General features: G+C 65.4%; 20 protein-coding genes. 8 read left to right on the forward strand and 12 right to left on the reverse strand.

What is annotated here, in order from left to right; all coding sequences use genetic code 11:
* The 4 genes from ABC728_RS23545 to ABC728_RS23560 form a co-directional block, all read right to left on the reverse strand.
* Positions 1 to 1,953 carry an amidohydrolase gene (locus ABC728_RS23545; RefSeq protein WP_416619912.1) on the reverse strand — a complete coding sequence of 651 codons (1,953 nt, stop codon included), beginning with the start codon at positions 1,951 to 1,953 and terminating at the stop codon, positions 1 to 3.
* The gene (locus ABC728_RS23550) at positions 1,950 to 2,198 is read right to left on the reverse strand and encodes a DUF1427 family protein (protein ID WP_416619913.1); all 249 of its coding nucleotides are present in this window, start codon (positions 2,196 to 2,198) and stop codon (positions 1,950 to 1,952) included. The genes ABC728_RS23545 and ABC728_RS23550 overlap by 4 nt, the downstream gene beginning before the upstream one ends.
* An 88-nt stretch (positions 2,199 to 2,286) precedes the next feature.
* Complete coding sequence (locus tag ABC728_RS23555) at positions 2,287 to 2,946, reverse strand: hydrolase (protein ID WP_416619914.1); 660 nt, start codon at positions 2,944 to 2,946, stop codon at positions 2,287 to 2,289.
* 206 nt (positions 2,947 to 3,152) lie between these two features.
* Positions 3,153 to 4,034, reverse strand: coding sequence for a LysR family transcriptional regulator (locus tag ABC728_RS23560; protein ID WP_416619915.1), 882 nt, complete (start codon positions 4,032 to 4,034; stop codon positions 3,153 to 3,155).
* A gap of 102 nt (positions 4,035 to 4,136) precedes the next feature.
* Here ABC728_RS23560 and ABC728_RS23565 point away from each other — a divergent pair, with 102 nt between their 5' ends.
* Positions 4,137 to 5,369: an MFS transporter gene (locus ABC728_RS23565; RefSeq protein ID WP_416619916.1), complete on the forward strand. Its 1,233-nt coding sequence runs from the start codon at positions 4,137 to 4,139 to the stop codon at positions 5,367 to 5,369.
* A 147-nt stretch (positions 5,370 to 5,516) separates the two neighbouring features.
* Positions 5,517 to 7,208 (forward strand): hypothetical protein, encoded by a 1,692-nt coding sequence (locus ABC728_RS23570; RefSeq protein ID WP_416619917.1) that lies wholly within the window; start codon positions 5,517 to 5,519, stop codon positions 7,206 to 7,208.
* Between the two features lie 73 nt (positions 7,209 to 7,281).
* On the opposite strand, the gene ABC728_RS23575 is transcribed toward ABC728_RS23570, so the two are convergent.
* From ABC728_RS23575 to ABC728_RS23590, 4 genes are all read right to left on the reverse strand, one after another.
* On the reverse strand, positions 7,282 to 9,075 hold the full coding sequence (locus ABC728_RS23575; RefSeq protein WP_416619918.1) for an acyl-CoA dehydrogenase C-terminal domain-containing protein: 1,794 nt from the start codon (positions 9,073 to 9,075) through the stop codon (positions 7,282 to 7,284).
* 391 nt (positions 9,076 to 9,466) lie between these two features.
* Complete coding sequence (locus ABC728_RS23580; RefSeq protein WP_416619919.1) at positions 9,467 to 11,809, reverse strand: 3-hydroxyacyl-CoA dehydrogenase/enoyl-CoA hydratase family protein; 2,343 nt, start codon at positions 11,807 to 11,809, stop codon at positions 9,467 to 9,469.
* Positions 11,810 to 11,834: 25 nt separating this feature from the next.
* Positions 11,835 to 12,977, reverse strand: coding sequence for a thiolase family protein (locus ABC728_RS23585; protein ID WP_416619920.1), 1,143 nt, complete (start codon positions 12,975 to 12,977; stop codon positions 11,835 to 11,837).
* Positions 12,978 to 13,132: 155 nt separating this feature from the next.
* The gene (locus ABC728_RS23590; protein WP_416619921.1) at positions 13,133 to 13,567 is read right to left on the reverse strand and encodes a MerR family transcriptional regulator; all 435 of its coding nucleotides are present in this window, start codon (positions 13,565 to 13,567) and stop codon (positions 13,133 to 13,135) included.
* Positions 13,568 to 13,760: 193 nt separating this feature from the next.
* On the opposite strand from ABC728_RS23590, the gene purU reads away from it, so the two are divergent.
* Positions 13,761 to 14,633, forward strand: a complete 873-nt coding sequence (gene purU / locus ABC728_RS23595; protein WP_416619922.1) for a formyltetrahydrofolate deformylase — start codon at positions 13,761 to 13,763, stop codon at positions 14,631 to 14,633.
* A 23-nt stretch (positions 14,634 to 14,656) separates the two neighbouring features.
* On the opposite strand, the gene ABC728_RS23600 is transcribed toward purU, so the two are convergent.
* From ABC728_RS23600 to ABC728_RS23610, 3 genes are all read right to left on the reverse strand, one after another.
* Positions 14,657 to 15,088: an OsmC family protein gene (locus ABC728_RS23600; protein ID WP_416619923.1), complete on the reverse strand. Its 432-nt coding sequence runs from the start codon at positions 15,086 to 15,088 to the stop codon at positions 14,657 to 14,659.
* A 172-nt stretch (positions 15,089 to 15,260) separates the two neighbouring features.
* A complete protein-coding gene (uvrB, locus tag ABC728_RS23605) occupies positions 15,261 to 17,516 on the reverse strand; it encodes an excinuclease ABC subunit UvrB (RefSeq protein WP_416619924.1) in 2,256 nt (751 codons plus the stop codon).
* 86 nt (positions 17,517 to 17,602) lie between these two features.
* A complete protein-coding gene (locus tag ABC728_RS23610) occupies positions 17,603 to 18,241 on the reverse strand; it encodes a hypothetical protein (protein WP_416619925.1) in 639 nt (212 codons plus the stop codon).
* A gap of 240 nt (positions 18,242 to 18,481) precedes the next feature.
* On the opposite strand from ABC728_RS23610, the gene ABC728_RS23615 reads away from it, so the two are divergent.
* Positions 18,482 to 19,684, forward strand: a complete 1,203-nt coding sequence (locus tag ABC728_RS23615) for a pyridoxal phosphate-dependent aminotransferase (RefSeq protein WP_416619926.1) — start codon at positions 18,482 to 18,484, stop codon at positions 19,682 to 19,684.
* 60 nt (positions 19,685 to 19,744) lie between these two features.
* Here the strand turns inward: ABC728_RS23615 and ABC728_RS23620 are convergent, their stop codons facing one another.
* A complete protein-coding gene (locus ABC728_RS23620; protein WP_416619927.1) occupies positions 19,745 to 19,990 on the reverse strand; it encodes a hypothetical protein in 246 nt (81 codons plus the stop codon).
* A 99-nt stretch (positions 19,991 to 20,089) separates the two neighbouring features.
* Between ABC728_RS23620 and ABC728_RS23625 the strand changes: the two genes are divergently transcribed.
* From ABC728_RS23625 to rlmH, 4 genes are read left to right on the forward strand one after another with little or no spacing between them, the layout of a single operon-like run.
* A complete protein-coding gene (locus ABC728_RS23625) occupies positions 20,090 to 21,364 on the forward strand; it encodes a glutamate-5-semialdehyde dehydrogenase (RefSeq protein ID WP_445376517.1) in 1,275 nt (424 codons plus the stop codon).
* On the forward strand, positions 21,345 to 22,034 hold the full coding sequence (locus ABC728_RS23630; RefSeq protein WP_416619928.1) for a nicotinate-nucleotide adenylyltransferase: 690 nt from the start codon (positions 21,345 to 21,347) through the stop codon (positions 22,032 to 22,034). The genes ABC728_RS23625 and ABC728_RS23630 overlap by 20 nt, the downstream gene beginning before the upstream one ends.
* A 12-nt stretch (positions 22,035 to 22,046) precedes the next feature.
* The gene (gene rsfS, locus ABC728_RS23635; RefSeq protein WP_416619929.1) at positions 22,047 to 22,487 is read left to right on the forward strand and encodes a ribosome silencing factor; all 441 of its coding nucleotides are present in this window, start codon (positions 22,047 to 22,049) and stop codon (positions 22,485 to 22,487) included.
* The gene (rlmH, locus tag ABC728_RS23640; RefSeq protein ID WP_416619930.1) at positions 22,487 to 22,945 is read left to right on the forward strand and encodes a 23S rRNA (pseudouridine(1915)-N(3))-methyltransferase RlmH; all 459 of its coding nucleotides are present in this window, start codon (positions 22,487 to 22,489) and stop codon (positions 22,943 to 22,945) included. The genes rsfS and rlmH overlap by 1 nt, the downstream gene beginning before the upstream one ends.
* Positions 22,946 to 23,000: the final 55 nt, after the last annotated feature.

The raw sequence follows: 23,000 nt of genomic DNA on the forward strand, positions 1-23,000 counted from the left end.
TCATACCGCCCAGCATCCGCACCCGAACGCCCCCCAGAATCCGGCTTCGTCCGCCGCGGGGGCCGGGCTGGCATAGGCCGCGGCATGATCATGCCCATGCACCGCGCAGGACGAGGCACAGCCGCACAGCGCCCCCATTTTCAACAGCTTGCCGTCCTTGTCGCGGGCCGGCTGCCAATAGCCGCCGAAACGGCGCACCGGCGACCAGTCCGGCATGGGCGGAGGCAGGTCGGGCGCCAACCCGGCATAGTCGCCCGACCCATGCACCACCCGGCCGCCCAGCAGCGTCAGCACCGATGTGATATGCGGGATGTCGCTTTCCGCCACGCTGAAATAATCGTCGGACAGCACGATCAGGTCGGCCAGTTGTCCAACCTTCACCTGTCCCTTTTTTCCCTGCTCGTTGGAAAACCAGGTATTGGCCTCCGTCCACAGGCGGAGCGCCGTTTCCCGGTCCAGCCGGTTGGCAGGGGGATAGATCGTGGTGCCGCCGACCGTCCGGCCGGTGACCATCCAGGACAGCGAGACCCAGGGGTTGTAGCTGGCGACGCGCGTGGCATCGGTGCCCGCCCCCACCGGCACGCCCGATGCCAGCATCCGCGCGATGGGCGGCGTGGCCTCCGCCGCCTTGGCACCATAGCGCTCCACGAAATATTCACCCTGATAGGTCATGCGGTGCTGTACGGCGATGCCGCCGCCCAGTGCCGCGATCCGGTCGATATTGCGCTGGTCGATGGTCTCCGCATGGTCGAAGAACCAGTGCAGCCCGTTGAAGGGGGTGTCGCGGTTCACCTTCTCGAACACGTCCAGCGCGCGGGTGATGGTCTCGTTGTAGGTCGCATGCAGGCGCCAGGGCCACCGGTTCTCCACCAGCAGGCGCACGACCGGTTCCAGGTCGGTTTCCATATTGGGGGGCATCTCCGGCCGCTCCACCCGGAAATCCTCGAAATCGGCGGCGGAATAGACCAGCATCTCCCCGGCGCCATTATGGCGATAGGTGTCGTCGCCCTGGCCGGGGGAGACCTGGGCGGCCCAGCCGGCAAAATCGGCCAGTTCCTGCTTCGGCTTCTGCGTGAACAGGTTGTAGGAGATGCGCAGCGTCAGTTCACCGTCGGCGTGCAGCTTCTCGATGATCTGATAATCCTCTGGATAGTTCTGAAAGCCGCCACCGGCATCAATGACCCCCGTGACGCCCAGCCTGTTCATCTCCCGCATGAAATGGCGGGTGGAATTGATCTGGTATTCGGGCGGCAGCTTCGGTCCCCGGCCCAGTGTGGAATAAAGGATGGTGGCATTGGGCCTTGCCAGCAGCAGGCCCGTCGGATCGCCGTTCCCGTCACGCTGGATCTCGCCCCCCGGCGGGTCCGGCGTGTCGCGGGTATAGCCCACGGCGCGCAGGGCGGCCCGGTTCAGCAGCGCCCGGTCATAGAGATGCAGGATGAAAACGGGCGTGTCGGGCGCCGCGGCGTTCAATTCATCCAGGGTCGGCAGACGCTTTTCCGCGAACTGGTGTTCGATGAAGCCGCCCACCACGCGCACCCATTGCGGCGGCGGGGTGATGTCGGCCTGCCGCTTCAGCATGGCCATTGCGTCGGCCAGCGACGGCACGCCGTCCCAGCGCAATTCCATGTTGTAGTTCAGGCCGCCGCGGATGATGTGCATGTGGCTGTCGATCAGGCCGGGCAGGATGCGGCGGCCCCGGGCATCAATGATCACCGCATCAGGGGCCGCCGCCTTGCGCACGTCCCCCTCGGCACCCACGGCCAGGATGCGGCCATCACGGATGGCCACGGCCTGCGCCTGCGGGTTGGCACGGTCCAGCGTGGTGACCTTGGCGTTGATCAGGATAAGATCGGTGCCGGGCATGGCGGCTCTCCCAGAAGGGGCAAGAAACGGGATGGTCAGCAGGGATGCCGCCCCCTGCAGGGTGCTGCGGCGCGACGGGCGGCTCATGCCTTGGGGCTTTCATCGCCGGGCAGGCGACCCATGACATGCCGGGCGCAATCCTCGCGCAGATAGGCGGTGACAGGCTCTCCGGCGTAAAGACGCTTGGCCAGCGGCACGATCTGTTCCCCCAGCAGGATGCCCAGCAGACCGACCAGCGCGATGGTGGGCGGCGCGGGGGAGCGGACGTTCAGAAGGCTGTAGATGACACCGACCAGCAGGCCGGCGGCGAGGGACAGCAGATAGGGCTTCATGCAAACGAACTCCCCGGCCATCAAGGAAAAGGGGACCGCCAGGGGATGGGACAACACCCCCCGGCGGCCGGCATTGCACAGGTGGAGGTCAGTGGCCGCCTTCGGATGCGCCGAACATGGTCTTGGCATAGGTGATGCCCAGGCCATAGGCGCCACCGAACTTCCGGGCGATACCGGTGGTCAGGTCGTAGGTCTCGCCGCGCGCCCAGTCACGCTGCAGCTCCAGAATGTACTGGAGCGCGGTCATGGGGCGCACGCCGGCCTGCACCATGCGCTGCACCGCCCGCTCGTGCGCCTCGTCGGTGACATCGCCGCAGGCGTCGGTGATGACATAGACCTCATACCCCTGGGCCAGCGCCGAAAGGGTGGGGCCGACGATGCAGACCGACGTCCACAGGCCCGCGAAGACCAGCCGGTCCTTGCCGATGCGGTTCACCTCCTCGATCACGCCCGCATCCTCCCATGTGTTCATGGAGGTGCGGTCCAGAAGTTTCTGACCGGGAAACGGATCGGTGATCTCAGAGAACATCGGGCCGGAGAAGCTCTTCTCCGCCACCGTCGTCAGGATGGTGGAAACACCGAAGCCTGCGGCGGCATGGGATACCAGGGCCGCGTTGTTGCGAAGCTGAACCGCGTCGATCGACTTGGTCGCAAATGCCATCTGCGACTGGAAATCGATCAGGATCAGCGTGTGGTCCTGCGGCGACACCAGCAGGGGGCCGGGGGTCGGGGTGGCAACGATGGGCATGGGTCTTTTTCCTTCTGTCGGCGCAAGGGAACTGACAGCGCAGGCGCGCCGCATCATCAGGGCCGCGCCGGCATGATCCGTGGAGTTGGGAAGCGGAAGATATGGATGCGAAAGTGCCTTATGGTTTGGCTTTCAAGCCCGATCCTAGACACCGCCGGCACAGCTTTGCATGCATGGATTGCCGGCTTTTAGAACTTTTAACCTGGTTAACGGTCGGTCAGCACCGCCTGCAGCGCCATGATGAAAAGGCGGACCTTTGGCGGGACGAAGCGGGCCGTGGGGGTGACCGCCCAGATGCCATAAGGCTCAACGTCCGCATCCTCCAGCGCCAATGGCACCAGCGCGCCGGCCGCCACCGCCCCGGCTGCGTTCCAATCCGCCATGCAGGCGATGCCGATGCCGCTGACGCAGGTGGCATAAAGCGTTTCCATGGCGTTTGTGGCTACACGACCGGCAACGTGGTGGCGCAATGGCCGGCCACCGACCAGGAAATCCCAATAGGGATTATCCGACAGGACAAGGCAGTCATGGCCGGCCAGATCGGCCAGCCGCCGGGGATTCCCCCGCGCCGCCAGATAGGCGGGCGCTGCATAAAGCTGGCGGGGACTGTCCGCAAGCCGCCGGGCCACCAGGCTGTTTTCCAGCGGATGGCCGATGCGGATGGCCAGATCCACCCCATCGGCCGCGATATCGATACGGTGGTCGGAAATCAGCAGGTCCAGCTTCAACGCCGGGTTCGCCGCAAGGAAGGCAGGCAGCATGGGTGCCACCACCTTGCGCGCGAAGGCGCTGGAGGTGGTCAGGCGCAACAGGCCCGTTGCCCCTTGCCCCTGCGGGCGGAGGGCCGCCCGGGCCCCCGCCTCCCCTTCCAGCAGGGCGCGGGCATGGGGCAGAAACGCCTCTCCCGCCGTGGTCGGGGACAGAGACCGGGTCGTGCGATGGACCAGACGGACACCCAGTTCCGCTTCAAGCGCCGCCAGCCGGCGGGACGCGACCATCGGCGCGATACCCAACCGGCGGGCGGCGGCAGCCAGACTGCCCGCTGTCACCGCCTCGACCAGCACTTCGACATCACCCAGATCTATCATATCGATTTCCGATATACTGACATATCGATCCGGCAGACTACCGCCCGATGGCGATCCAATCCAGATTGTCATCAGTCATATCCCACGGCAGAGTACGCAGAGATGGAACCAAGGTCGACCGCAGCCCCCACCCCCACGGCATCCATGCCGTCCGACAGCCCGGCGGAAAACCAGGGTGAAACCCAGGGTCCGAAACGCGGGCTGATCTTCGCCCTGGCCGCTGCGGCCGGGCTGGCCGTGGCCAACATCTATTACAACCAGCCCATGCTGGGCCTGATGGCGGCGGAACTGGGAACCGGGATCACCAGCCTGATCCCCACGGCCACACAGCTTGGCTATGCGGCGGGCCTTTTCCTGCTGGTACCCATTGCCGACATGGTCGAACGCCGGTCGCTGATCGTGGCCAGCTTCGCGGCACTTGCGCTGGCCCTGGCCGCTGCCGGGCTGGCGCCGGGGGCCGGCGCGCTGCTAGCGGCATCGCTGCTGGTCGGGCTGTTCAGTACCGTGGCGCAGCAGGTCGTGCCGCTTGCGGCCCATCTGGCCCCGCCGGCCCGCCGGGGTGCGGTGGTGGGCACGGTGATGTCGGGCCTGCTGTGCGGCATCCTGTTGAGCCGGACGGTCGCCGGCTTTGTGGCCAGCCATGGCGGCTGGCGGCTGATGTTCCTGGCGGCCATGCCCGTGGCACTGGCCATGGCGGGTTGGATGGCCCTGCGCCTGCCGCACAGCCGGCCGGAAGGTGGCCTGCGGTACGGTGCGGCCCTGGCGTCGCTGGTTCATCTGTGGCGGGAATTTCCGGCCCTGCGCCGGGCGGCAGCCACACAGGCGCTGCTTTTCGCCGCCTTCAGCGCCTTCTGGACCGTTCTGGCGCTGCGGCTTCAAGAACCAGACTTCGCGCTGGGGCCGGATGCTGCGGGGCTGTTCGGCGTCCTGGGCGTGGTGGGCATCTTGGCCGCCCCCCTGTCCGGCCGCATCGCCGATGGCCGGGGTCCCGGCATCGTGGTTCTGGCCGGCGCGGTGCTGACCCTTGCGGCCTGGATCATCTTCGGCCTGTTGCCAGGGTTGACCGGGCTGGTGATCGGTGTGCTGGTGCTGGACATGGCCGTGCAGGCGGCCCTGGTCGCCAACCAGCACATCGTCTATGCCCTGCGTCCCCAGGCACGGGCGCGGCTGAACACGCTTTTCATGGGATCCATGTTCCTGGGCGGTGCCTTCGGGTCCGCCACCGCCATGCAGGCCTGGCACCTTGGCGGCTGGGCAGCTGTCTGCCTGCTGGCCAGTGGCCTGTCGGTTCTGGCCGTGTTGTCACAGGCCCCATACCGGCGCCACGGCATCTGAAAGGGGCACCGGCATTTTTATGCCAAAGCAGCCCCGAACCAGAATGGATATTCCACAGAATGCCGTTAAGCGCCATTGCCGCGTTCCAGGCGCCAGGCCGATCATGGAACAGTCCAGATCGTGAACCGGAATAGGGTATCCATCCAGATGCGTGCCTTGCTGCGCCAGACGCTCCTGATCTCCACCATCCTGGCCGCTCCGGTGGCGGGGGCGGCCGATCCTTCCACCCTGTCGCTGGTGCTGAAACCCGGCATGGCGGACACAGCGGGTCATGTCCCGCATGTGGATGTGGAACTGGTCCTGCAGGGTTCACAGGCGAAAGAAGGCGCCGCCCTGTTCCGCCTGCCCACCGTGGCCAGCAATGTCGTCACCGTGGCCGACGATATCCAGGACCTGACGGTCAATGACAGCCGGGGCCCGCTGCCCGTCAGCAGCCGGGACGAGCCGGAACAGGGCCTGACGGCCTATCGCATCTGGCACGCGGCGCGTGATGTGCAGGGACCGGTCACCGTGCGATACCGCGCACCCGTCACCAACGCGCCGCTGGTCCGCGGCGCCGCCCCGCCCTTCAACCTGCGCAGCGAGACGGGCGGCTTTTCGGCGGCGGGCAACGCCTTCCTGATCCTGCCGGCCGATGACGGGCAGCATTACGACCTGTCGCTGCGCTGGGACCTGTCGGCACAGCCGGCCGGGGCCGTGGGCCTGTCCAGCCTTGGCATCGGTGACGCGACCCTTTCCGATCAGCCGGCCGAACGGTTGAGCGACGCCTATTACATGGCCGGCACGGTCGGAACCTATGGCCGCTCCGACGGGTATTTCGGCGGCTGGCAGGGAACGCCGCCATTCGATGCCGGGGGGCTGCTGGCCTGGGGCGACAAGCTCCATGGTTTCTATTCCCGGTTCTTCGGCGACAGCACGCCCGGCGCCTATGGCGTGTTCATGCGCCCCAATCCGGTCAATCCCGGCGGCGGGGTGGAGATGACCAACTCCTTCGCCCTGACCTTCGACGACAAGACGGACCTGGACGACCTGAAGCTGACCCTGGCGCATGAGATGCTGCACACCTGGGTCAACTCGCTGGACGAGCCCAAGGGGCTGCTATCCTCCTGGTTCGGGGAGGGGCTGGCTGTCTTCTACCAGCGCGCCCTGCCCTATCGTGCCGGCATGATCGATGCCGACCAGTTCCTGGCCGACCTGAACTACCATGCCGGCCGCTATTACACGAATGCCCTGGCCGGCACGCCCAATGACGACATCCCCCGGCAGTTCTGGGCCGATACGCGGGTGCGCGTGCTGCCCTATGATCGGGGCTCCATGTATTTCGCCAGCGTCGATCATGAAGTCCGCAGCCGGTCGGGCGGAGAACGGTCCCTGGACGACCTGGTGCAGGAGATGCTGACCCGGCGCAAGGCCGGCCACCCGCTGACACGCGGCGACTGGGAAGCGCTGGTCCGCCGCGAACTGGGTGAAAAGGGTGTGGCCGCTTTCACCGCCATGCTGGGCGGGGCCTTGGTGCTGCCGGCATCCGACGCCTTTGGAGCGGAATTCCGGCGGACAACGCGCAAGCTGCGGCGATACGAACTGGGCTTCGCGCCGACCGCCCTGACCAGCAGCCCGCGCATCGTTTCCGGACTGATCCCCGGCTCGGCCGCCGACAAGGCGGGCCTGCGCGACGGGGACGAGATCATGAAGCCCGTGGGCCAGGACGGGCTGCAGGGCCGCCAGGATGGCTGGCTGGTGCTGGACGTCAGGCGCGGCGGAGAACGGATGGAAATCCGCTATCAGCCACGCGGCGAAACGGTGGATGCCTGGCAGTGGGAACGGGTGCCCGGCCGCTGATGATGCCGGAACGGAAGAAGGCCGCCGGGCGATGCCGGCGGCCTTCGGTCTGTTGGGCCCGTGCGGCAGCCGGTCAGAACTGCTCCACGTCCATTTCCATCATGGACTTGCCGCCGGCCATCAGGCTCTTGAAGCGGAAATCCACCTCCGGCAGCATCTTCTCCACGAAGAAGCGGGCCGTCTTGATCTTGGCGTCGAAGAAGGCTTCCTTGCCGTCGGCGCCATTGGCCAGCTTGTCCTGCGCGACCTTCACCATCTTCAGCCACATCCAGCCCAGGGCGACCAGGCCGAACATACGCAGATAGTCGGCCGAGGCAGCCCCCGCCTCGTCGGGACGCGCCATGCCCTTCTGGGCGACGATGGCCGTGGCCTGCTGCAACTTGCCGAAGGCCTTGGCGACGGGGATCACGAATTCCAGCAGGGCCGGGTTCTCTTGGGATTGCTCCAGTTCCGCCTGCATGGGGTGGAAGAAGCGGCGCAGCAGACGGCCCAGGTTCTGCGGCAGCTTGCGGCCGACCAGGTCCAGGGCCTGGATGCCGTTCGCTCCTTCATAGATCATGGCGATACGGGCATCGCGCACGAACTGTTCCATGCCCCATTCGCGGATATAGCCGTGACCGCCATACATCTGCTGGCTGTTGGTAGCGACCTCATACCCCATGTCGGTGAAGTAGGCCTTCACCACAGGGGTCAGCAGGGCCACGAAATCGTCAGCCTCCTGCCGAACCACCGGGTCCGGGTGCTTTTCCACCAGGTCGATCATCATGCCGACCCAGTAGCCCAGCGCACGGGCGCCTTCCGTGAAGGCCTTGGCCTGCATCAGGTTCTTGCGCACGTCGGGATGGACGATGATCGGGTCCGCCGCTTTGTCCGGCGCCTTGACGCCCGACAGCGAACGGCCCTGGATACGGTCCTTGGCATAGGCGACGGCGTTCTGATAGGCGACGGCGCCCACGCCCAGCCCCTGCATGCCCACACCCAGGCGGGCGCTGTTCATCATGGTGAACATGGCGCGCATGCCCTTGTGCGGCTCGCCCACCAGCCAGCCCTTGGCGTCGTCGAAATTCATGACACAGGTGGCATTGGCCATGATGCCCATCTTGTGTTCGATGGACCCGCACATGACGCCGTTGCGCTGGCCGGGCTCGTTATCCTCGGTCGGCAGGAATTTCGGCACCAGGAACAGGCTGATGCCCTTGATGCCCGGCGGGGCGTCGGGCAGCTTGGCCAGCACCAGATGGATGATGTTGCTGGTCAGGTCATGCTCGCCGGCGGAGATGAAAATCTTCGTGCCGGTGATGTTGTAGCTGCCATCATCGTTGGGGACGGCCTTGGTCTTCATCAGACCCAGATCGGTGCCGCAATGCGGCTCGGTCAGGCACATGGTGCCGGACCATTCCGACGAGACCATCTTGGGCAGGTACCGGGCCTTCAATTCGTCGGTGGCATGGGCGCGGATGGCGTTCATGGCGCCATGGGTCAGGCCGGGATACATGGCAAACGCCATGTTGGCGGAACACATCAGTTCCTCCAGCACGAAGCCGACCGTGTGCGGCAGCCCCTGCCCGCCATAATCGGGATCGAAGGCCAGACCCTGCCAGCCGCCTTCGCGATAGGTCTCGTAGGCTTCCTTGAAGCCCTTGGGCGTGCGGACCACGCCGTTCTCGTAGTGGCAGCCTTCCTCATGACCGGAACGGTTCAGCGGCTGCAACACGTTCTCGCAGAGCTTGGCCGCTTCTTCCAGGACGGACGCGATCAGGTCGGGCGTCGCATCCTCGAAGCCCGGCAGCCGGGAAAGCTGCTCGGCATTCAGGACGTCGTTGAGGACGAAATTGATGTCTTCAAGCGGGGCTTTGTAGACGGGCATGGGAACTCTCCGTGTGGACCGCTACCGCGGCAGACCTTCATCCCCCCATAAGCCCGGCACCGGTTCAGGATTCGGGACATATCGGCAGACGGGGCACCTCGGGGCGTCGATAGGGTGGACGGAAGGGGAATAACGGCACTTTCCCTGCGAAAACTCTCAGGCACCAGACGCTCAACTGCCTCAACCGTCATCCCCGCGAAAGCGGGGATCCAGCATACGCGGCGCATGCCGCGACATGGGCCATATCGGCGCTGACCGCGCCTTGCGCTGGATTCCCGCATGCGCGGGAATGACGATAAAGAAGCGATAAAGAGGGTATCAAAGAGTTTCACGAGAAAGACAGGTAAGAGAAATTGGGAGCGGAGAGCCTGAGCCCACCGCCCCCTCAACCTCAGTTCCGCAGCGGCTTGCCGGTTTCCAGCATATGCTCGATGCGGTTGATGGTGCCGCTGGTCTTGGTCAGGGCCAGGAACCCCTCCCGCTCCAGCGTCAGCAGATCGTCTTCCGTCATCACCTGGGTGATGTCGGTGTTGCCGCCGGACAGGACGAAGCCCACGGCGTTGGAGACGACCACATCATGCTTGGTGGCCTTGCCCTGACCGGCGAAGCCTTCGACCGCCATGGAGAAGGCGGTGGCGGCGGCCGGACCCGGCAGGCGGATTTCCGGTTCCTGCGGCGGGGTGTAGTTCGCCGCCAGTTCCAGGGCCTTGGCCTTGGCATCGGCCAGCAGGCGATCCTTGTTGAAGGTGATGCCGTCGGTGGGACGCAGGATCAGCATGTCCTGCGCCTCGAACGCCGACTTGGCGACCTTGGCCGTGCTGATGGCCTCGAAGGCCGCCGACAGGGCCGGCATGGGGCCGCCCGGACGGCGCTTGTTGGCCAGATGGCGGATGACCATCTCCTTCGACCCACCCCAGCCCGGCAGGACACCGACGCCAACCTCCACCAGACCGGTGTAGGTCTCGGCATGGGCCTGCACGGCGGACGAATGGAGCAGCATCTCGCAGCCGCCGCCCAGCGCCATGCCCGTCGGGGCCGACACGGTGGGGAACGGTGCGTATTTCAAGGCCTTGTAGGTCTGCTGACCATCGGCGATCGAGGCTTCGATCTGCGGCCAGAGACCGATATTGATGGCAAACAGGGCCAGACCCAGATTGGCACCGACAGAGAAGTTCGCCGCCTCGTTATGGACGACCAGCGCCTTGTAGGAGCCCGACTTGCCATCGCCGATGATGCCCATGGCCTTGCGGATCATGGCCATGATGTCGGCGTCCAGCGCGTTCATCTTGGAGGTGAATTCCAGGCACAGCACGCCGTCGCCGATATCCCACAGGCTGGCCGAGCCATTCCTGGCGACCGGCTTGGACCCGCGCTTGATGTCGGTGAGCAGCAATACGCCCTCGGCCCGGCGAACCTCAGCATACTCGCCATCGGTGCCCAGGAACAGCAGCTTGGCGCCTTCCACCTTGTAGAAGGGACGGCCGGCCGCCACCTCCACCATGTGCGGGACCTGTTTGCCCTCGGCCTTCAGCTTCTCTGCGAACCAGCCGGTACCCAACTGGTCGATCAGCTCGAACGGGCCGGCCTTCCAGTTATAGCCCAGGCGCATGGCCTCATCGACGGCGGTGATCTGCTCGGCGATCTGCGGCACCAGGTCGGCAGCATAGGACAAGGCCTGCGACAGCACGCGCCAGGCGTACTCGCCGCCCTTGTCGTTGGTCTCCACCAGCGCCTTCAGCCCCTTGGCGGAGGCCGATGCCAGGCTGGCCTTTTCCGACGCGCGGTAGGCGCCGGTGGACAGGTCCAGGGCTTCCTTGATGCGGCGGCCATCCGCCGTCTTGGTCTGGCGGTAGAAGCCGCCCTTGCCCTTGCGGCCCGTATAACCGTCGGCAATCATCTTCGCGATCACCGGGCTTTCGCGGTGGATGCGGCGATAATCATCGTCGGCCGGCAGGGTCGACAGCAGCGACTTGGAGATCAGCGGCATCAGGTCCAGACCGACCAGATCGATCAGGCCGAAGGTGCCGGTCTTGGGAATGCCCATGGGACGGCTGGTGATGGCATCCGCCTCTTCCACCGTCAGGCCGCCATCCATCGCCTCGTTCACGGCGACGGCCATGAAATAGGTGCCGATGCGGTTGGCGATGAAGCCCGGCGTGTCCTTGCATTCCACCACGCCCTTGCCCAGCACCTTGTCGCAGAAGGCACTGACGGTTTCAAAGGCATCCGACCGGGTCTTCGGGCCCTTCACAACTTCCAGCAGGCGCATATAGCGCGGCGGATTGAAGAAGTGGGTGATGCAGAAGTCCGACGCGAACCGTTCGGACTGTCCATCCAGCAGGATGGACAGCGGAATGGTGGACGTGTTGGACGAGACGATGGAGCCGTCTTTGCGCACCTTGTCCAGCTTCTGGTACAGGTCGTGCTTGATTTTCGGGTTTTCCAGCACGGCCTCGACGATCCAGTCGACGTCGGCCAGCTTCTCCAGATCGTCCTCGATATTGCCGGGGGTGACCAGACGGGCCGCCTTCTTGTGCATGAAGGGGGCCGGATCGGTCTTCAGCATCTTCTCGATGGCCGTCTTGGCGACGACCGACCGGTCGCCCCCATTGTCCTTCACGGCCTGCGGAACGATGTCCAGCAGATAGACCGGGATACCCGCATTGGCGATATGGGCGGCGATGCCGCTGCCCATAACGCCGGCGCCGATGACGGCGGCTTTCTTGATGGTCATGGGGTTGTTCCTCCCGCCTTGCCGATCAGACCGCTTCCAGGATGGTGGCAATGCCCTGGCCGCCGCCGATGCACTGGGTGGCCAGCGCCAGGGACTTGCCCTCCCGCACCAGCAGGCTGGCGGCCTTGCCGGTGATGCGGGCACCGGTGGCGCCCAGCGGGTGGCCCAGCGCCAGGGCGCCGCCATCCAGGTTAACCTTGGCCGGGTCGAAGCCCAGTTCCTTGGCAACCGTCATGGACTGCACGGCGAACGCCTCGTTGCTTTCCACGATGTCGATATCGGCGATGGTCAGGCCGGCGCGGGCCAGCGCCTTGCGGGTGGACGGAACGGGGCCATAGCCCATGATGGTGGCATCACAGCCGGAAACCGCGATGGAACGGATCTTGGCCAGAACCTTCAGGCCATGGGCCTTGGCGAAATCCTCCGAACAGACCAGCGTGGCCGATGCCCCGTCGGTCAGGGGGGAAGAGGTGCCGGCGGTAACGGTACCGTTCTCCGCATCGAAGGCCAGCTTCAGGGTGGACAGGGTTTCCGCCGTGGTGCCGGGGCGGATGCAGCCATCCTGGCTCACCACCTTGCCGCCGGGCGTGGTGATGGAGACGATTTCGGCTTCCAGCCGGCCCTCGGCCTGGGCCTTGGCGGCCTTGGCATGGGACTGGACGGCATAGGCCTCCTGCTCGGCGCGGGAGAAGCCGAACTTCTTGGCCAGATTTTCGGCCGTGATGCCCATGGCCATGTAGGCACCGGGGTTGGCGGCATGCAGGGCCGCGTTGGGCATCGGGTTGTAGCCGCCCATCGGCACGCGGGACATGCTTTCCACGCCGGCGGCGATGAAGCAGTCACCCGCACCCATCGCAATGGCGCCGGCGGCCTGATGGATCGACTGCATGGACGATCCGCAGAAACGGTTCACGGTCGTGCCGGCCACCGACTGCGGCAGGCCCGCGATCATGGCGATCAGCTTGGCGACGTTGAAGCCCTGCTCCCCTTCCGGGAAGGCGCAGCCGACGATCAGGTCTTCCACCGCCGCGCCGTCAACGCCGGTGCGGGCCAGCAATTCCTTGACGACGGCGGCCGCCAGGTCATCCGGACGGACCTTCGTCAGCTCGCCCTTGTGGGCCACATGGAAAGGGGACCGGGCATAACCGGCAATGACGACGTTCTTCATGTCAGGGGCACTCCTCGCCTTCTAAGGTGGCTGTGGCCCGTCTTCGTCGGACGGTGCCGTCACGTTTATGGAAAATAAGGTAACCCAGGATCGATGATGGTGATGTGATCGTTCCGCCTCGGAAACCGTTCCGGGCGGCCTGTTCCCTGCCCGGCCTATTCGGTCTGCACCGGCACGCCCTTGGCGTGAAGATGCGTCACGATCATGCCGTCGATCTCATGCAATTCCTTCAGCGTCTGTTGCACATCGCGCAACTGCTGCTCCAGATGCACGATACGGTCGCGCGCCCGGCGCAGCAGATAGGTCATCTGCTCCACCTGCGCCTCGTCCGTGTCGTACAGGTCCAGGAAATCCTTGATCTCGCCGATGGAGAAGCCCAGCCGCTTGCCGCGGCAGATCAGCTTCAGCCGGGCGCGGTCGCGGTGGTCGTAAACGCGGGTCTGGCCGACACGCGCCGGGGAGATCAGCCCCTCATCCTCATAAAAACGCAGCGACCGCAGCGTCAGACCGAATTCCTCCGCCAACTGGCCGATCGTGAAGGTCTGCGCCCCGGCGTCGGCCGGCTTGGCCTGTTCGATGGTGTTCAGCATGCAACGGCCCTTGTCACTGACAGGAAGCTTACGTTTACGTAAAAGGTAAGTCACCCTTCCCAATACGTCAAGCGGTTTTTGCATGGCGGCCATCTGTGCGGCCCTGATGCTACATCTGGGGGTGGACAAGTGCCACTGCCAACCGCAACTCTCCCCGCCCCTGGCTTTTTTTCGATTTCGATGGGTTCGCGCGATGTCTGTGACGGGTGAAAAAGGTCCTTATGTGCTGGTGGTCCGGTGTCCGGACCGCAAGGGCATCGTGGCGGCGGTGTCGACCTATCTGGCGCGGCACGATGCTTCCATCACGGAATCGAACCATTTCAACGATGCCATCAACGACCTGTTCTTCATGCGCACGGTGTTCCGCGCCGACGGCCCGGAATTTCCCGATCTGGCAGCGCTGAAGGAAGGGTTCGCCCCCATCGCGGCTGCCCATGACATGCGCTGGGAACTGCATGACATGGGCGTGAAGCCCAAGGTCGTGATTGCCGTGTCGAAATTCGGCCATTGCCTTTACGATCTGCTGCACCGGCAGCGGTCCGGCATCCTGCGCATGGATATCCCGGCCGTGGTATCGAACCATGATGACATGCGCAGCTTTGTCGAATGGTCGGGCATCCCATACCACCACCTGCCCGTCGGCCGGGACAACAAGGCCGAGCAGGAGGCCCGCTTCACGCAGATCATCAAGGATAGCGGCGCCGATCTTGTCGTGCTGGCGCGCTACATGCAAATCCTGTCGCCGGAATTCTGCGACGTGCTGGAAGGGCGTTGCATCAACATCCATCACAGCTTCCTGCCCAGTTTCAAGGGTGCCAAGCCCTATCATCAGGCGCATGACCGCGGCGTCAAGATCATCGGTGCCACGGCCCATTTCGTGACCAGGGCGCTGGATGAAGGCCCCATCATCGAACAGGACATCCAGCGTGTGGACCATAGCCACACGCCGGATGACCTGGTGAACATGGGGCGCGACGTGGAATGTGCCGTGCTGGCCCGCGCCGTGAAGTGGCAGCTTGAACATCGCATCATCATGGACGGCAAGCGGACCGTGATCTTCCGCTGACCGGCGGCGGATCAGGCCGGGGTTCAGGCCAGCGTCGCGTTCAACCGCACCTCGGCGTTCAGCACCTTGGACACGGGGCACATGGCCTTGGCCTGCCCCGCCACCTCCTGGAACCTGTCGGCCGCGATGCCCGGCACCCTGGCCGACAGGGTCAGTTCCACCGCCGCGATCTTCCAGCCGCCGCCTTCGCTTTCCATGATCAGCACGGCCCCGGTCTTCAACTCGTCGGGCGGAAAGCCGGCCGCGGTCAGAAGAAAGGAAAGCTGCATCGAAAAGCAGCCGGCATGGGCCGCGGCGATCAGTTCTTCCGGATTGGTGCCCTTGCCGTCGCCAAAGCGTGCGACGAAGCTGTAGGGCACATTGGACAATGTGGCACTCTGCGTCGACAAGGTGCTGCTGCCATCCTTGCCCGTGCCATGCCAGACGGCATTGGCGGTGCGCTTGATCTGGGCCATACCCGCGTCTCCCCGCGATAAGGTTGTGTGGGATGAGGGTAGCACCAGTTCGTGACAGGGGGCAGCGGCCGAAAGCGGTTTTTATCGCAATCGGACGTATTTTATCTTTGGCTGGAAGGACATTGGGGTCGCGCAGGCGCCGCCGGAGCCGTTTCCGGGCAACCGAAAACAGCTAACGCCGCTTCTTCGTGTTCTTGCCGCCGAACTCGATCCCGCCCACATTCAGGCCGCCATCCTTGGTCTTGGCCGCCCCTTTCGTGCGGCCGCCCGGTTTCCTTTCCGGCTTCGCCGGGCCGCGGGGACGTTCCCCCTGGGCCGACGCGCGGATGGGGCTGGAACCGGGGGCAAGGCCCAGATCGATGGCTTCCAGCCGGCGGATCTCGTCGCGGATGCGGCCCGCCTCCTCGAACTCCAGATCGGCCGCGGCCGCACGCATCTTCTTTTCCAGTTCGGCGATGATGGTCTTGATATCCTTGCCGGCCAGGCCGATACCTTCGGCGGCACCGGTATCGACCTCCACCCGGTCGCCACGCTCATAGACGCTGCCCAGGATGTCGGCGATGTTCTTCTTCACCGATTCCGGCGTGATGCCATGTTCGGCGTTGTAGGCCAACTGCCTGGCCCGGCGGCGCGCCGTTTCCTCCAGCGCCGCCTTCATGCTGTTGGTTTCCCGGTCGGCATAAAGGATGGCCCTGCCTTCCACGTTGCGCGCGGCCCGGCCGATGGTCTGGATCAGGCTGGTCCGGCTGCGCAGATACCCTTCCTTGTCGGCATCCAGGATGGCGACAAGGCCGCATTCGGGAATGTCCAGCCCCTCGCGCAGCAGGTTGATGCCGATCAGCACATCGAACACCCCCAGCCGCAAATCGCGGATGATCTCGATCCGCTCCAGCGTTTCCACGTCGGAATGGATGTAGCGGACCTTGATCCCCGCCTCCATCATATATTCGGTCAGCGCCTCGGCCATCTTCTTGGTCAGCGTCGTGACCAGCACGCGCAAGCCCCGGGCCGTGACCTCCCGCACCTCCGCCATCACGTCATCGACCTGGGTATCGGTGGGCCGGATGATGACCTCCGGATCGACCAACCCCGTGGGACGCACCACCTGTTCGGTGAAGACCCCGCCGGTCCGTTCCATCTCCCAATCGCCCGGGGTGGCGGAAACAAAGACCGTCTGGGGCCGCATGGCGTCCCATTCCTCGAACTTCAGCGGCCGGTTGTCGGCGCAGGAAGGCAGGCGGAAACCATATTCCGACAGGGTCGACTTGCGCATGAAGTCGCCCCTGTACATGCCGCCGACCTGCGGCACCATCACGTGGCTTTCATCCACGATCAGCAGGGCTTCGGGCGGCAGATACTCAAACAGGGTCGGCGGCGGCTCACCGGGATTGCGGCCCGACAGGTAGCGGGAATAATTCTCGATCCCCGCGCAGGAGCCGGTGGCCACCATCATCTCGATATCGAAGGTGGTGCGCTGTTCCAGGCGCTGGGCTTCCAGCAGCTTGCCCTGCGGCACCAACTCGTCCAGCCGCAGCTTAAGGTCGCGCTTGATCTGTTCAACGGCCTGGAACAGGGTGGGCTTCGGCGTGACATAATGGCTGTTGGCATAGATGCGGACCTCCTTCATGGCGGCGAGCTTCTCGCCCGTCAGGGGGTCGATCTCGTGGATGGCCTCCAACTCGTCCCCGAACAGCGACAGGCGCCAGGCGCGGTCCTCCAGGTGGGCGGGGAAAAGCTCGACCGTATCGCCGCGCACCCGGAACGACCCACGCCCGAATCCCAGATCGGTGCGCCGGTACTGCAACTCCACCAGCCTTTGCAGGAAGGCCTGCCGGTTCAAATCCTGTCCCGTCTTCAGCGGGATGGTCATTTCCGAATAGGTTTCCACCGACCCGATGCCATAGATGCAGGAAACCGACGCCACGATGATGCAGTCCCGCCGTTCCAGCAGTGCGCGGGTGGCGGCGTGGCGCATGCGGTCGATCTGCTCGTTGATCGAGCTTTCCTTCTCGATATAGGTGTCGGTCCGGGGCACATAGGCTTCCGGCTGGTAGTAATCGTAATAGCTGACAAAATATTCCACGGCATTGTTGGGGAAGAAGCTTTTCATCTCCCCGTAAAGCTGGGCAGCCAATGTCTTGTTGGGGGCCAGGATCAGGGTCGGCCGCTGCACCCGCTGGATGACATGGGCCATGGTGAAGGTCTTGCCCGATCCCGTGACGCCCAGCAGGACCTGATCCTTCTCCCCCGCCAAAAGCCCCGCGGTCAGTTCCCCGATCGCCTGCGGCTGGTCGCCGGCCGGCGTATATTCCGACACCACGGTCAGCGGTTCCAGGAACGGCCGTTCCTCCACCGTGATGCGCCAGGGCAGCGCGGCATCGGGGGCGGCGGCGGACGGGGCGGCGGCGGGGGTGGCTTTCTGGCTCATGCCCCGTAATCTATGCCGCCCCGTGCCCCGGTGGAAGGGGGTATGATCCGTTTTTGTTCCCCATCACCATCCATCCGGTGACGGGATCATCCCGCCCGCCGGCCCTTGGGTGCGGGCGTGGCGGCGGCGGCCGAGCTTTGCTTCAGCGCCAGTGACAGGCTTTCCCAGGCGGCGTCCATCCCCTGGTTCTGGGCCCCGTCCTCCGCCACCATCTCCCGCACGAGACGGATCAGATCGTCGGGTACGCAGGCCGTCTTGACATTGGCGCTGACGAATTCCGCCGCCCGCGGAAAGACGCACATCACCCGGACCCGCACCAGCGGAAACCGGCCGCGGATGGCGGAGATCAGGGGATGAAGCTGCAGAACGGGATTGATGAAGGCACCGACCGTATGGTCCGGGCGCACATATTTCCAATGGCCGGCGTTCTGGGGACACCGCACCTGCCCCGCCACATCGGCCGGGGCGGAGGTGATCATCAGGATGCTGGCCGGCAGGCGAAGCACATGATCGACGCGGATCAGCCCCGCCTTGCCGCCATTCACCTTGATGTCGTTCAGCATGGGGTAGGAGAGTTCCTCCAACTCCATACGGCGCTTGAACAGCTCGGCATTGTACTGGCGGGCGGAAACCGGCTTCACCCGCTTGGGCTTGACCGAAAGCGCGAAGGTGACCACCAGGGTGATCACCACGAGGGCGATCGCCGAAAAGGTGATCAGGTCCACGACCGGGACCCCCAGGAATGTCGATATCTCCGTCAGCATAAAGGGGGGATACCGCAATATCGCCGTTTTGTCACGGGTGGGAGGCCGGCAATCCACCCGGAAAGGGTGCCGCCCACCCCTGTTCAAAACGCGCGCGTCCTATAACAATCCTGTGCTTGGCGACAATGATCGACCGCTTTAAGGTCCCTGCCCGGTCACAATATGTCCCGATCAGGGGCTGTCCCAACCAGGGGAAAATGAATGCCGTTCCTTGCCGACCGCCTGTCCCGCATCAAGCCCTCGCCCACCATCGCGGTGACGAGCAAGGCCCGCGCGCTGAAAGCCGCAGGCCGCGATGTGATCGGTCTGGGCGCTGGTGAACCCGATTTCGACACGCCGGAAAACATCCGCGCCGCCGGCATCCGCGCCATCGAGCAGGGCCAGACCCGTTACACCGACGTGGACGGCACGCCGGAACTGAAGAAGGCCATCTGCGCCAAGTTCGCGCGCGAGAACGGCCTGACCTATGCCCCGGATCAGGTGACGGTGGGCGTGGGCGGCAAGCAGGTGCTGTACAATGCCCTGATGGCCACCCTGAATGCCGGCGACGAGGTGATCATCCCCGCGCCCTACTGGGTGTCCTACCCCGACATGGTGCTGCTGGCCGAGGGAACGCCCGTATCCGTGGCCTGCCCGGCCGAGAACGGCTTCAAGCTGCTGCCCGCCGACCTGGAAGCGGCCATCACGCCGAAAACCAAGTGGCTGATCCTGAACAGCCCCTCCAACCCGACCGGCGCCGCCTATACCGGTGACGAGCTGAAGGCGCTGGGGGCCGTGCTGCTGAAGCACCCGCATGTGTACGTCATGACCGACGACATGTACGAACATCTCGTCTATGACGATTTCACCTTCACGACCATTGCCCAGGTGGTGCCGGAACTCTATGACCGCACGCTGACGGTCAACGGCGTGTCCAAATCCTATTCCATGACGGGCTGGCGCATCGGGTATGCTGCTGGCCCGAAGGCCCTGATCAAGGCCATGGGCGTGATCCAGAGCCAGTCGACCAGCAACCCGACCAGCATTTCCCAGGCCGCTGCCGTGGAAGCGCTGAACGGTCCGCAGGACTTCATCAAGGAACGGGCCGGTGTGTTCCAGAAGCGCCGCGATCTGGTCGTCTCCATGCTGAACCAGGCCGCCGGCCTGTCCTGCCCCAACCCGGAAGGCGCGTTCTACGTCTATCCGTCCTGCGCCGGCACCATCGGCAAGACGGCCCCGACGGGCAAGGTGATTGAAACGGACGAGGATTTCGCATCCGAATTGCTGGAAGCGGAAGGCGTCGCGGTCGTGCATGGCGCGGCTTTCGGCCTGTCGCCCTTCTTCCGCATCTCCTACGCCACCAGCACCGAAGTGCTGGAGGAAGCCTGCACACGCATCCAGCGCTTCTGCGCCAGCTTGACGTAAAAGCCGCCGCCGTTCCCCCGCAGAACCGGGGGAACGGCGCGCCGGTCACAGGAAAAGCGGTCAGGCCAGGATGTCCAGCAGCCGCTGGAAATTCTGCTGATCGGTCTTCATGATGGCCACACTGGCGCCGGCCGCCACTTCCGCCTGTTTCACGTCCAGGATGACGGCCGGGTCCAGATTGCCGGCGGCCACCTGGGCCGCCGCGGCCTGCATATCGGCCTGTGCGCCCGTGAAGCCTTGCAGTCCGGCACGGGTCAGGTCGGAAGGTGCGCTGGTGATGCTGCTGGTGATGCTGCTGATCGACATGGGCGACAGCATAGCATGGCCGGCATCACCGCGTCAGGGATGAAAGCAACCCGCCGACAGGGTAGGGTCAGTCGCACAACCGTAACGGAAACCACCGCCATGGACAGCATCGACCGCCAGGATATCGCCGCCGCCATGGATGCGCTGGGCCGCCGCGCCCGGGCCGCGTCCGCCATCGTGGCCGCCGCCCCGGCCGCGACGCGGGACCACGCGCTGCGCACTGCGGCCGCCCGGCTGCGTGAAACGCAGGCCGACATCCTGGCCGCCAATGCCATGGACATGGACGCCGCGGCCGAAAAGGGCCTGTCCGCCGCCATGCTGGACCGGCTGATGCTGAACCCCGCCCGGGTGGATGCCATCGCCCGCGGACTGGAGGAAATCGCCGACCGGCCCGATCCGCTGGGCACCGTCCTGGAACGCTGGGAGCGCCCCAATGGACTGCGGTTCGAAAAGGTGCGCGTGCCGCTGGGCGTGATCGGCATCATCTTCGAAAGCCGGCCCAACGTGACGGCCGATGCCGGGGGCCTCTGCCTGAAATCCGGCAATGCCGCCATCCTGCGCGGCGGGTCGGAGAGCTTTCACACCGCGCGCGCCATCCTGGCGGCACTGCATGCCGGGCTGGATGCGGCCGGGCTGCCCCGTGACGCCATCCAGATGCCGTCCACCACCGACCGTGCCGCCGTGGGTGCGATGCTGACCATGACCCGCTGGATCGATGTCGTCATCCCGCGCGGTGGCAAGTCGCTGACGGGGCGGGTCGCTGCCGAGTCGCGCGTGCCGGTGATCTACCACCTGGATGGCATCTGCCATGTCTACCTCGACCGGGCGGCCGATGCCGATAAGGCGCGGCGCGTCACGCTGAACGCCAAGATGCGCCGCACGGGCATCTGTGGTGCGGCAGAAACGCTTCTGGTTCACAAGGATGTGGTGGCCACCCTGCTGCCCGCCGTGCTGGCGGACCTGTTCCAGGCCGGCTGCGAGATCCGCGGCGATGCGGCCGTCCAGGCGCTGGACGCGCGCGTCCAGCCGGCGACCGATACGGATTGGGACACCGAATATCTGGATGCCATCCTGTCGGTGAAGGTCGTGGACGATGTGGACGCGGCCATCGAGCATATCGCCCGGCATGGCAGCCACCATACGGACAGCATCGTGACCGAGGACGATACCGCTGCCGCCCGCTTCCTGTCGCGGGTGGACAGTGGCATCGTGCTGCATAATGCCTCCACCCAGTTCGCCGATGGCGGGGAGTTCGGCTTCGGGGCGGAAATCGGCATTTCCACGGGCAAGCTGCATGCCCGCGGCCCCGTGGGGGCGGAGCAGTTGACCAGCTACAAGTATGTGGTGCGGGGCGATGGGCATACGCGGCCCTGACCGCCCTGCCCCGCCCGCCACGCATGGCGGCACCGGCCGCACCCCGCCCAGACCGCTGGCCAACGGCCTTTGGCGGGGCTTGAGGATCGGCCTGCTGGGGGGGTCATTCAACCCCGCCCATGAAGGCCACCGGCACATGTCGCTGATGGCGCTGAAGCGGCTGGGGCTGGATCAGGTCTGGTGGCTGGTCAGCCCGCAGAATCCGCTCAAGCCCCTGGACGGGATGGGGAAATTGCAGGACCGCATCACCCGCGCGCGCGCCGTGGCCGCCCATCCGCGCATTATTGTCAGCGACATCGAAACGCGGCTGGGCACCCGCTTCACGGTGGACACGCTGGCCGCGCTGAAGACCCGTTTTCCGGCCACCCGCTTCGTCTGGCTGATGGGGGCCGACAATCTGGTCCAGGTGCCGCGCTGGCGGTCCTGGACCCGGATATTCACCACGGTGCCGGTTGCAGTCTTCCCCAGACATCCCTATTCTACGCAGGCGCTGGGCGGCAAGGCTTCCCGGCGATTTGCCGCTATGCGTGTCGATGCGCGGCGGGCGCCCGGTCTGGCCGACCTGCCGCCGCCCGCCTGGGTCTTCCTGGAAGCCCCGCTGCATCCCGCATCGGCAACGGCCATCCGGCAACAACGGGCGGCCGGGACCCAGGCAGTTGAGACCCGCTAAGGATTGATGTAGGTGACCCAGATCGTGAGTGCAGAAAATACCCCGCAGCCGGTGGCCGGCGCCGTTGCCGCCCAAGACATGCCGGAGCGCACCCTTGAACTGATCCTGTCCGTACTGGACGAGGACAAGGCCGAGGACACGATCACCATCGACCTGCGCGGCAAGACCAGCATGGCCGACTATCTGGTCGTCACGACGGGCCGGTCGGCCCGCCAGGTGGGCGCCATGGCCGACCATCTGGTGCGCCGCCTGCGCGACCTGGGCATCCATGCCGGCAATCCGGAAGGCTATCCTCAGTGCGACTGGGTGCTGGTCGATGGCGGCGACGTGATCGTGCATCTGTTCCGGCCGGAAGTGCGCGCCTTCTATTGCATCGAAAAGATGTGGGGCGTGGAGCCGCCGGCCTCGCTGAAGGCGCTGACGGCCGGGTTCGACGGCGGGCCGGCGCAGTAATGCGCCTCTGGCTGGCCGCCGTCGGCAAGGCAAGACCTGGCCCTGCCCGCGACCTGTTCGAGGAATACAAGGCCCGGATCGCGTGGCCCTTCACCCTGCGCGAGGTGGAAAGCCGCAAGCGGCTGGAAGGGGACGAGTTGAAGCGGGCAGAGGCCGAGCTTCTGCTGGCCGCCCTTCCCGCCGGCGCCACGCTGGTGGCGCTGGACGAGCGCGGGCGCATGATGGGATCGGAGGATTTCGCCGCCCGCATGGGCCAGTGGCGCGATGCCGCCGTAGGGGATCTGGCTTTCGTGATCGGGGGGGCGGACGGGCTGGATGCCGGCATCCGGCAAAGGGCCGCCCTGGTGCTGGCCTTCAGCCCCATGACATGGCCGCACATGATGGTGCGCGGCATGCTGGCCGAACAGCTCTACCGCGCCCAGCAGATCCTGGCCGGTCATCCCTACCACCGCGCCTGATACGCGCGCATGGGCGCTCAACACGCCAATCAGGTGGCGGATGAGGAGTTCCACC

This window comes from Niveispirillum fermenti, assembly GCF_052474395.1.